Source organism: Kitasatospora sp. P5_F3 (assembly GCF_054049135.1).
Genome location: NZ_JBFUMY010000110.1, coordinates 1 through 10,037, shown reverse-complemented (window position 1 = coordinate 10,037; position 10,037 = coordinate 1). Strand labels below are relative to the sequence as shown.

9 protein-coding genes are annotated in these 10,037 nt (G+C 70.3%); 3 read left to right on the top strand and 6 right to left on the bottom strand.

Features of this window, described 5'->3' with window-relative positions:
* The 3 genes from ACXJMZ_RS34510 to ACXJMZ_RS34500 form a co-directional block, all read left to right on the top strand.
* A partial coding sequence (locus ACXJMZ_RS34510) for a class E sortase (protein WP_457033966.1) occupies positions 1-706 on the top strand: 706 nt, incomplete at its 5' end.
* A gap of 23 nt (positions 707-729) precedes the next feature.
* The gene (locus tag ACXJMZ_RS34505) at positions 730-1,467 is read left to right on the top strand and encodes a class E sortase (protein WP_457033965.1); all 738 of its coding nucleotides are present in this window, start codon (positions 730-732) and stop codon (positions 1,465-1,467) included.
* Positions 1,468-1,607: 140 nt separating this feature from the next.
* The gene (locus ACXJMZ_RS34500) at positions 1,608-2,240 is read left to right on the top strand and encodes a hypothetical protein (protein WP_457033964.1); all 633 of its coding nucleotides are present in this window, start codon (positions 1,608-1,610) and stop codon (positions 2,238-2,240) included.
* 47 nt (positions 2,241-2,287) lie between these two features.
* Here the strand turns inward: ACXJMZ_RS34500 and pknB are convergent, their stop codons facing one another.
* From pknB to ACXJMZ_RS34470, 6 genes are all read right to left on the bottom strand, one after another.
* Positions 2,288-4,345: a Stk1 family PASTA domain-containing Ser/Thr kinase gene (gene pknB / locus ACXJMZ_RS34495; protein ID WP_457033963.1), complete on the bottom strand. Its 2,058-nt coding sequence runs from the start codon at positions 4,343-4,345 to the stop codon at positions 2,288-2,290.
* 288 nt (positions 4,346-4,633) lie between these two features.
* Positions 4,634-6,097 carry a peptidoglycan D,D-transpeptidase FtsI family protein gene (locus ACXJMZ_RS34490; RefSeq protein WP_457033962.1) on the bottom strand — a complete coding sequence of 488 codons (1,464 nt, stop codon included), beginning with the start codon at positions 6,095-6,097 and terminating at the stop codon, positions 4,634-4,636.
* Positions 6,094-7,548 (bottom strand): FtsW/RodA/SpoVE family cell cycle protein, encoded by a 1,455-nt coding sequence (locus ACXJMZ_RS34485; protein ID WP_457033967.1) that lies wholly within the window; start codon positions 7,546-7,548, stop codon positions 6,094-6,096. The genes ACXJMZ_RS34490 and ACXJMZ_RS34485 overlap by 4 nt, the downstream gene beginning before the upstream one ends.
* A 64-nt stretch (positions 7,549-7,612) precedes the next feature.
* The gene (locus ACXJMZ_RS34480) at positions 7,613-8,989 is read right to left on the bottom strand and encodes a PP2C family protein-serine/threonine phosphatase (protein WP_457033961.1); all 1,377 of its coding nucleotides are present in this window, start codon (positions 8,987-8,989) and stop codon (positions 7,613-7,615) included.
* Positions 8,990-9,039: 50 nt separating this feature from the next.
* Positions 9,040-9,564, bottom strand: a complete 525-nt coding sequence (locus tag ACXJMZ_RS34475) for an FHA domain-containing protein FhaB/FipA (RefSeq protein ID WP_057228640.1) — start codon at positions 9,562-9,564, stop codon at positions 9,040-9,042.
* A 46-nt stretch (positions 9,565-9,610) separates the two neighbouring features.
* Positions 9,611-10,037: FHA domain-containing protein (locus ACXJMZ_RS34470; RefSeq protein WP_457033960.1), on the bottom strand; the 427-nt coding region annotated here is incomplete at its 5' end.

The window sequence follows — 10,037 nt, the reverse complement described above, 5'->3', positions numbered from 1 at the left end:
GCCCAAGGAGCGCCGCCGGGTGGTGGCGGCCCGGGTGGTCGGCGAGCTGTTCATCACGCTCGGCCTGGTGATGCTGCTGTTCGTCTCGTACCAGCTGTGGTGGACCAACGTGCAGGCCGACGCGGCCGCCGACGGCACCCGCAGCCGGCTGGAGGAGCAGTGGAACCAGGCGGTGCAGGCCCCGGCCGCCACCCCGGCGCCCGGCGCGAGCACGCCCCCGCCGGCCGCCTTCGAGCCGGGGAAGGGCTTCGCGATCCTGCACATCCCCAAGCTCGGTCTCAAGTACCCGATCGCCGAGGGCACGCTCAAGCAGCAGGTGCTCGACAAGGGCCTGGTCGGCCACTACACCGGTACCGCGATGCCGGCCGACAAGGCCGGCAACTTCGCGATCGCCGCGCACCGTACGACGCACGGTCAGCCGTTCCGGCAGATCGGTCAGTTGGTGCCCGGGGACCAGATCGTGGTGGAGACCGCGACCTCGTACTTCACCTACCAGGTGGCGGGCGGCATCCCGGAGACCCCGCCGTCGAACGTCACGGTGATCCAGCCGGTGCCGAAGGGCTCGCCGTTCAAGGAGGCGGGCCGCTACATCACCCTCACGACATGCACGCCGGAGTTCAGTGCCAGGGGAAGACTGATCGTCTTTGGCAAGATGGTCGAGGAACGACCGAGGAGCCAGGGACAGCCCGCCGTACTGAACGGCTGACAGGCCGGCAGAGGGGGCGCGCAGTGCGGATCCAGCTGAACGGGCCAGTGCCTCCACAGCGGCGGCGCAGCCGGGCCGCAGCCGTCCTCGGAGTGGTCGGCGAGCTGCTGATCACCGCCGGGCTGGTGCTGGCCCTGTTCGTCGGCTACTCGCTCTGGTGGACCGGGGTGGTGGCGGACCGTCAGGCGGACACCGCGACCGACCGGCTGCGGGACACCTGGTCCGCACCGGCCGTGCCCGGCGCCGCAGCGGCCGCCGCCCCGCCGGTGTACGCGGTCGGCGACGGGATGGGCTTCCTGCACGTCCCCGCCTTCGGGAAGGGCAACCAGACGCTGATCCGGATGGGCACCGACCCGGCGATACTCAACGAGGGTGTGGCCGGGGTCTACGAGGGTCCCTACCGTTCCGCGATGCCCTGGGACGCGCAGGGCAACTTCACCCTGGCCGCGCACCGGGACGGGCACGGGGCCCGCTTCCACGACCTGGACAAGGTCGGCGCGGGCGACGCGGTCGTGGTGGAGACCCGGGACCAGTGGTACGTCTACCGGGTCGACGGCGCTCTCCCGCAGACCTCCAAGTACGACACCGGCATCATCGCCCCCGTCCCCAAGGGCTCGCCGTACACCGGCCCCGGCCGCTACCTCACCCTGACCACCTGCACCCCCGTCTACACCTCCCGCTACCGGATGGCGGTCTGGGCCTCCCTGGTCCGGGTGGACCCGGTGGACGCCGACCGGACGCCGCCGGCGGAGCTGCGCTGACCTGGTGTGTTCCGCCTGACGGGCGCTCGGGGCGCGCTCCCGTGCGCTGCGCCGAAGCAGTGACGGTCCGTCAGAACTCCTCGTTTGGTAGGTCGGTACCGGGCCACCAGGGCCCGGGCCGGACGAACGAGGTGAGAACCATGGACCGTGAAGCGGTGTTGCTGGAGTCCCGGACGATGCGCGGCGGGATGGTCGAGCGGACCGAGGTGCTCGACAAGGTGAAGGCACTGCTGCTGCTCCCGGACGGGGTGCACGTGACGGCGCGCATGATCGCCGACTACTTCGAGGTTGGGGACAAGGCTGTGGAAAGCCTGGTGCAGAGGCACCGGGCGGAGTTGACGGAGAACGGCTACCGGATGCTCAGGGGCGCCGACCTGCGGGAGTTTGTCTCCTTCAACGTGAAGGAGACAAAAGCCCCCGGATCCGGCCTGGGGATTTTCCCCCGCAGGGCGGTGCTCAACGTCGCGATGCTGTTGCGCGGGAGCGCCGTGGCCCGGGCCGTCCGCCGGGAGCTGCTGGAGCTGGCCGACCGGCCGGTGGACGACTCCGGTGACTGGCGGCAGGCGGTGGCGGAGTTGCGCGGGGAGCTGGCCGAGATCCGCCGGTTGAACCTGGCGATGCTGCGTCAGGCGCACTTCGACCGTGAGGTGATAGCCGGGCTGAGCGTCCGGATGGCCGACTGCCGGAGCGAGGTGCGGACGCTCGGCGGGCGGGTGGACCTGCTGTGCACGATGCTCGCGTCGCCGCACGGAGGGCGTCGCCGGCGGCGGTGAGGTGAAACGACGGAGGGGCCGCCCACCGGGCGGCCCCTCACGGTGTGTCAGTTGTTGCCCGCGGGTGGGGAGGTGCCCCCGCCGGGCTTGGGGGGCATGGTGAAGAGCTGGATGCTGGTGCCCGCGTCCACCAGGGTGTTGGGGCCCGGCCTGGTGTCCATGACCACGTTGGCGGTGTCGCCGCCGGCTCCGGTGAAGCTCCACTCGAGGCCCTGGGCCTTGAGCGCGGCGGTGGCGTCCTTGACGGTCTTGCCCTTGAGGTCGGGGACCTGGACCTTGTCCGCCGCCTTGTAGACGGTCAGGGTGACCTTGCTGTTCGGGGCGGCCTTCGTGTTGGCCTTCGGGTCCTGGGCGGAGACCTGGCCGATCTTGGACTGGTCGGTGATCGGGGCGGTCTTGATCTCGACCTGGAAGCCCGCGGCCTCGAGGGCCTGCCGGGCGGCGGCGTCGGTCTGGCCGACCACGCCGGGGACGTTGACCTTGGTCTGGCCCTGCGAGACCACCAGGGTGATGGCGGAGCCGGGCTCCGCCTTGCCGGCCGGCGGGTTCTGCGAGATCACCTTGTCCGGGGCGACGGTGTCGTTCGCCTCGTAGCTGGTCTTGACGGTGAACCCGAGCTTGCCGAGCTTGTCCGTGGCCACGGCCAGGGTGTCGCCGACCACGCTGGGGAGGTCGGCCTGGGCCGGGCCGGTGGAGACCTGGACCTTGATCTGCGTGTCGGCGGCGACCTGGGTGTTGGCCGCCGGCTCCTGGGTGCAGATCTGACCCTTCTTCACGGCGGCGTCCGGGCAGGGGATCTCGGCGCCCGCGACCACCACGAACTTGTCGTTGGTGTTCTTCGCCTTGGTCTTGGCGTCGTCCAGGCTCAGCCCGACCAGGCCCGGGGTCAGGGCCTTGGAACCGCCGCCACCGCCGCCCTTGGTCATCGCGTCGACCACGAAGTAGGCGCCGACCAGCACCAGCACCGCCGCGATCGCCAGGATCACCCACGAGGTGTTGTTGCTCTTCTTCGGCTGCCGGCCGCGGCCACGGTCGTAGTCGTCGTAGCCGCCGTTCCCGTTCCCGCCGTTGCCGTCGTCCTGGTAGCCGTAGCCCGGCTGCTGGGAGCCGACCTGCGGCAGCATGGTGGTCGGGCCCGCCGCGCCCTGCTGGGGCAGCAGGTTGGTCTGCCCGTACGGGTCGTGCTGGGCGTTCGGGTAACCCTGCTGGTCGTAGCCGTACCCGGCGGCGCCGTACGCGGCGGCCTGCTGGGCGGCGGCGACCGGCAGGCCGTCCAGGAAGCGTTCGATGTCGTCGCGCATCTCGTCGGCGCTCTGGTACCGGTAGTCCCGGTCCTTGGTGAGGGCCTTGAGCACGATCGCGTCGATCTCGGGGCGCAGCTCGGGGTCGTACGTCGAGGGCGGCAGGGCCTCCTCGCGGACGTGCTGGTAGGCGACCGCGACCGGGGAGTCGCCGACGAACGGCGGGCGTACGGCGAGCAGCTCGTACAGCAGGCAGCCGGCCGAGTAGATGTCGGACCGGGCGTCCACGGTCTCGCCCTTGGCCTGCTCGGGGGAGAGGTACTGGGCGGTGCCGATGACGGCCGAGGTCTGCGTCATCGTCATGCCGGCGTCGCCCATCGCGCGGGCGATGCCGAAGTCCATCACCTTGACGTTGCCCTGCCGGGTCAGCATCACGTTGGCGGGCTTGATGTCGCGGTGCACGATGTTGGCGCGGTGCGAGTACTCCAGCGCCTGCAGGATGCCGATGGTCATCTCGAGCGCGCGCTCGGGCAGCAGCCGCCGCCCGGAGTGCAGCAGCTCGCGCAGGGTGGACCCCTCGACGTACTCCATCACGATGTAGGGGATGGAGATGCCGTCGATGTAGTCCTCGCCGGTGTCGTACACGGCGACGATCGCGGGGTGGTTCAGCGAGGCCGCGGACTGGGCCTCGCGGCGGAACCGGGCCTGGAACGACGGGTCGCGGGCCATGTCGGCGCGGAGCGTCTTCACGGCGACGGAGCGGCCGAGCCGGGTGTCATGGGCGAGGTACACCTCGGCCATGCCGCCGCGCCCGAGGACGCCACCGAGCTCGTACCTGCCGCCGAGGCGACGAGGCTCTTCCATAGTTCCGACCCTCTCCCCCACCGGCTGGTGAGGATGTGACGTAGGTGGTCCCCGCACGCTGTGTTGGACGCTGTCGCCGTCACCTCGGTTCTGTGACGTCGACCCCACGGCCGGAGCCGTGGACGGCGGTGGGCGGACCCGCTGCTTGCGGATACGCTACCCGCCCAACCTGAGGGGGCCGGAACAGCCCGAAGGCTGAGACCGGACCGGTACCGACCGGGCGGGTCCCATTGTGACAAAGGACCGACCGGGTCGGTACGGAAACCGGGTGGCCAATCCGGCCGGGCGTTACCGCTCCAGTGCCGCCTTCATCAGGGCCTTGGCGATCGGGGCGGCCAACCCGCCGCCGCTGATCTGGTCCCGCTCGCTGGAGCCGTCCTCGACCACCACCGCGACCGCGACCTGCCGACCGTCGGGTGCCTTGGCGTAGGACATGAACCAGGCGAACGGCAGCCCGGCGTTGTTCTCGCCGTGCTGTGCGGTGCCGGTCTTGCCGCCGACCTTCAGGCCGTCGATCTGGGCCTTCTTGCCGGTGCCGTTCTGCACCACGCTCTCCATCAGCTGCTGGAGCTTCTGCGCGGTGGCCGGGCTGACCGCCTGGCTGAGCTGGCGCTCGGAGTGCTTGGAGATGGTGGTGAGATTCGACGCACGCTCCTCGTCCACCATGTACGGCGCCATCAGCCGGCCGTCGTTGGCGATCGCCGCGGCGACCATCGCCATCTGCAGCGGGGTGGCCCGGGTGTCGTGCTGGCCGATCGAGTCCATCGCGGTGCCGTCGGCGCTGGACTTCGAGGGGAAGAACGACTCGGAGGCGCGGATCGGCACGTTGATGCCGGGGTTGTTGAAGCCGAACCGCTCGGCCTGCGTGCGCATCTTCTCGCCGCCCAGATCGGCGCCGATCTTGCCGAAGACGGTGTTGCAGGAGTAGTCCATCGCGACCTTGACGGTGGCGTTGGCGCACGGCTCGTCGTCCGAGGCGTTCTTCAGCTCGACGTTGGTGTTCGGCAGCACGTAGCGCTGCGGAGTGTCGGTGACGTCCTCGATGTTCTGGTACCGGCCGTTCTCGAACGCGGCCGCCGCGGTGATCAGCTTGAAGGTCGACCCCGGCGGGTACGTCTCGCGCAGCGCGCGGTTGAGCATCGGCTTGTTCTGGTCGGCGTTGAGGTCCTTCCATGCCTTGGCGTCCTCGTCGCCGGTGCCCGCGAAGCGTCCTGGGTCGTAGGACGGCGTGGAGACCAGCGCGAGGATCGCTCCCGTGCGCGGGTCGATCGCGACCGCCGCACCCTTCTTGCTGCCCAGCGCGTCGTACGCGGCCTTCTGCGCCTTGGCGTTCAGGGTGGTGACCACGTCGCCGCCCTGCTTCTCCTTGCCGGTCAGCATGTCCAGAGTGTTCCGGAAGAACAGCCGGGAGTCGGAGCCGGACAGGATGCCGTCGGAGAGCGACTCCAGCTGGCTGGTGCCGAAGGCCTGCGAGGAGTAGCCGGTGACCGGTGCCCACAGCGCGCCGTCCACCCAGGCGCGCTTGTACTTGTAGCGGTACCCGTTGACGAAGTCGGACTTGGTGATCGGCTGGCCGCCCGCCACGATGATGTTGCCGCGCGGGTAGGCGTACCGGTCGTACTTGTTCCGGTCGTTGTGCGGGTTGCTCGCCCAGGCCTCGGCCTGCACACCCTGGACCCAGTTGACCCGGACCATCAGGGCCAGCACCAGCACCAGACAGAAGATCGAGACCCGGCGGATCGGCTTGTTCACGCGAGGGCTCCCCTGGTCTGTTCGGTCGCGCCGTCCACCGTGGTGGTCGGAGCCGGTTCGGCGGCCGGTCGGCGGGCACTGTCACTGATCTTCAACAGGATGGCGATCAGAGCCCAGTTGGCCACCAGCGAGGAGCCTCCCTGGGCCAGGAACGGCATGGTCATACCGGTCAGCGGAATCAGGCCGGTGACTCCGCCGGCCACCACGAAGACCTGCAGGGCGAAGGCGGAGGACAGGCCGACCGCGAGCAGCTTGCCGAACGGGTCGCGGGCCGCGATCGCGGTGCGCAGGCCGCGCTGCACGATCAGCCCGTAGAGCAGGAAGATCGCCATCAGCCCGGTGAGACCGAGTTCCTCGCCGAACGAGCCGAGGATGAAGTCGCTCTTGGCGGCGAACTGGATCAGCCAGGAGCGACCCTGGCCGAGACCGGTGCCGGTGGTGCCGCCGGAGCCGAAGGCCATCAGGGTCTGGCCGATCTGCTCGGTGGCGCCGGACGGCGGCTTGTCGGCGAATGCGGCCATCGGGTCCAGCCAGGCGTCGATCCGGGTCTTCACGTGCGGCTCGGAGGTGGCCACCAGGGCCGCGCCGCTGATCGACATCAGCAGGCCGAAGACGATCCAGCTGGTCCGCTCGGTGGCGACGTAGAGCATCACCACGAACAGGCCGAAGAACAGGAAGGAGGAGCCGAGGTCGGTCTCGAACACCAGGATCAGGATCGACAGCAGCCAGACCACGATGATCGGCCCCAGGTCGCGCCCACGCGGCAGGTACATCCCCATGAAGCGGCGGCTGGCCAGCGCCAGCGCGTCCCGCTTGACCATCAGGTAGCCGGCGAAGAACACCGTCAGGATGATCTTGGCGAACTCGCCCGGCTGGATCGAGAAGGAGCCGAACCGGATCCAGATCTTGGCGCCGAAGTCCTCGGCCCGGCTCGGGAAGAAGGCCGGGGCGGCCAGCAGCACCAGCGCCAGCACCATCGAGATGTAGGTGTAGCGCTGCAGGATCCGGTGGTCCTTGAGCACCAGCACCACGCCGATGAACAGCGCCACCCCGAGCGCCGACCACATCAGCTGGTTCTTGGCGGCCGGGAAGTTGTTCCTGAGCAGGCCACCGGCCTTGTCGAGCCGCCAGATCATCACCAGCCCGAGGCCGTTCAGCAGGGTGGCCAGCGGCAGCAGCAGCGGGTCCGCGTACGGCGCGAACCGGCGCAGCACCAGGTGCGCGACCAGGGCGATCGCGCCCATGCCGAGCCCGTAGGCCAGCATTCCGGAGGGCAGTTTGCCGTCCATCGCCAGGCCCACGTTGGCGTACGCCAGCATCGGCACCACCACCGCGAAGGCCAGCAGCACCAGCTCGGTGTTGCGGCGGTTGGGGGCGCCCTGGGGCGTGATGGTGGTGTTCTCCCGACGCCTTCGGCGCGGTTCCTCACCACCGGTCTGACTACTGCTCAGGTCAAAGGTGCTCAACGGAAGGCCGCTCCCCGACGGCAGTGGGACCAGCTGGAGGTCGGTGTCGCTACTGGGTCGGGCAGGAGGAGGCCAGCTTCTGTTCCTGCTCGTTCAGGGTCGGTGCGGTGCCGGTCGGCGTGGCGGCCAACTTCTTGCAGACGGCCACCTGCTCGCCCAGCTGCTTCACCTGGTCCTCGGCGTCGGTCAGGCTGGTGGCCTGGATGGTCTTGGTCAGCTGGGTCTGCTGGTAGGCGGGCAGGAACTTCAGCTCGACCTCGCTGTGCCGACGGTAGACCGAGGACAGGTCGAGGCCGGCCAGGTTCTGGTTGATGCCCCGGTAGACCGAGACCGAGCCGCCGTCCGCGCCGACGTAGTACTGGTTCTGGGTCCAGCGCCAGCCGAAGTACCCGGCGCCGCCCAGCAGTCCGAGCAGCACCAGCAGGGCGAGCGAGAGCTTGAGCCAGCGGCGCTTGCGGCGCGGCTCCTCCTCGTACTCGTCGTAGTCCTGCTGCGCGGGGTAGCCCTCGGCGGGGCCGAAGCCGGGCTGGTAGCCGTCGGCCGGGCCGAAGGCACCCTGCGGGGCGGCCGGCCGGCCCAGACCGGCCGCGCGGCCGGCCGGGGTGTTCAGGATCGCCTGGTCGGTGGCACCCGGCGGGGTGTCGGCCACCGCGCCCACCACCACCGGGACGTCGGCGAGGCCGCCGCTGAGCAGGTCGGTGGCGCCGACGTCGAGCACGTCCGCCACCACGCAGGTGATGTTGTCCGGGCCGCCGCCGCGCAGTGCCAGCTGGATCAGCTCCTGGACGGTCTGCTCGGGGGAGTAGAAACTCCCGAGCGTCTCCTCCAGGGTCTGGTGGCTGACCGGGCCTGACAGACCGTCGGAACAGATCAGGTAGCGGTCGCCGGCCCGGACCTCACGGATCGACAGGTCGGGCTCGACCTGGCCGCGGCCGTCCAGCGCGCGCATCAGCAGGGAGCGCTGCGGGTGGGTCTCGGCCTCCTCCGGGGTGATCCGGCCCTCGTCCACCAGCCGCTGCACCCAGGTGTGGTCCTGGGTGATCTGGCTGAGCGAACCGTCCCGCAGCAGGTACGCGCGGGAGTCGCCGATGTGCACCAGGCCCATCCGCTGACCGGTCCACAGCATCGCGGTCAGGGTGCAGCCCATGCCCTCCAGCTGCGGGTCCTCGTCGACCATCTGACGCAGCCGCTCGTTGGCGCCGTGCACCGCGTCGTTGAGCAGGGTGAGCAGGTCGGCGCCGGGTACGTCCTCGTCCAGCCGGACGATCGAACCGAGCACCTCGGAGGAGGCGACCTCACCGGCCGCCGCCCCGCCCATGCCGTCGGCCACCGCCAACAGCCGCGGGCCGGCATAGCCGGAGTCCTCGTTCCCCTCCCGGATCAGCCCCTTGTGGGATCCGGCGGCGAAGCGCAGCACGAGACTCATGCGGTCCGAGCCCTCCTTCGGGTGGACGGTGTGCTGTCCCTCATGCGCCGCTACTTCCGCAGTTCGATGACGGTCCTGCCAATTCGGATCGGCATACCCGGCTGGAGCGGCGTCGGCGTGGTGAGCCGCTGCCGGTCCAGATAGGTGCCGTTGGTGGAGCCTAGATCCTCGACCGTCCACTGCCCAGTCTGATCCGGGTAGATCCTGGCATGACGGGAGGACGCGTAGTCGTCGTCGAGCACGATCGTGGAGTCATGGGCCCGGCCGAGCGTGATGGTCTGGCCCTGCAGAGCCACCGTGGTGCCCGCCAACGAGCCCTGGACGACCACGAGTTGGGTCGGCCCGCCGCGGCGGCGACCGCCCTGGGTGGGCGGCCCGGAAGCCTGCTGCGGCGGCCTGGCCGGCCCACCGGGGCCCGCTCCGGCAGCCGCCGGGGCGGCCGCACGGCGGGCGGTGCGCTGGTTCACCTTGGTGCCGAACAGGTCACTGCGGATCACCTGCACGGCCACGATGACGAAAAGCCACAGGACGGCCAGGAACCCCAGCCGCATGACCGTCAAGGTCAGTTCTGACATAGCCGGCCCGCCCGTGAGTGAGCGAAGCGAGTGAACAAATCGGACACTACCCTTCGACCTGTCGGTAGACGATGGTGGTGCTGCCCACGACGATCCGTGAGCCGTCGCGGAGCGTAGCGCGCTGGGTGTGCTGTCCGTCCACCACGATGCCGTTGGTCGAGCCGAGGTCCAGCACCATCGCGGGCGTTCCCGGGCGGATCTCGGCGTGCTTGCGGGAGACCCCGGGGTCGTCGATCCGCACGTCGGCCTCGGTGGAGCGGCCGAGCACGCAGGCGTTCCCGGTGATCTGGTGCCGCTGCCCGTTGACCTCGATCCAGCGCCGGGTGGCGGCGCCGGTGTGGCCCGCCCCGGGGAACGGCCGGACGTTGCCGCCCGGCTGAGGGGGCGTCGGAGGCATCGAGGGGGGTGCGGCGGGCGGCGGCGGCGCGCCGTACGGAGCCGCGCCCTGCTGCTGCCACGGCGCGCCGGGGGCC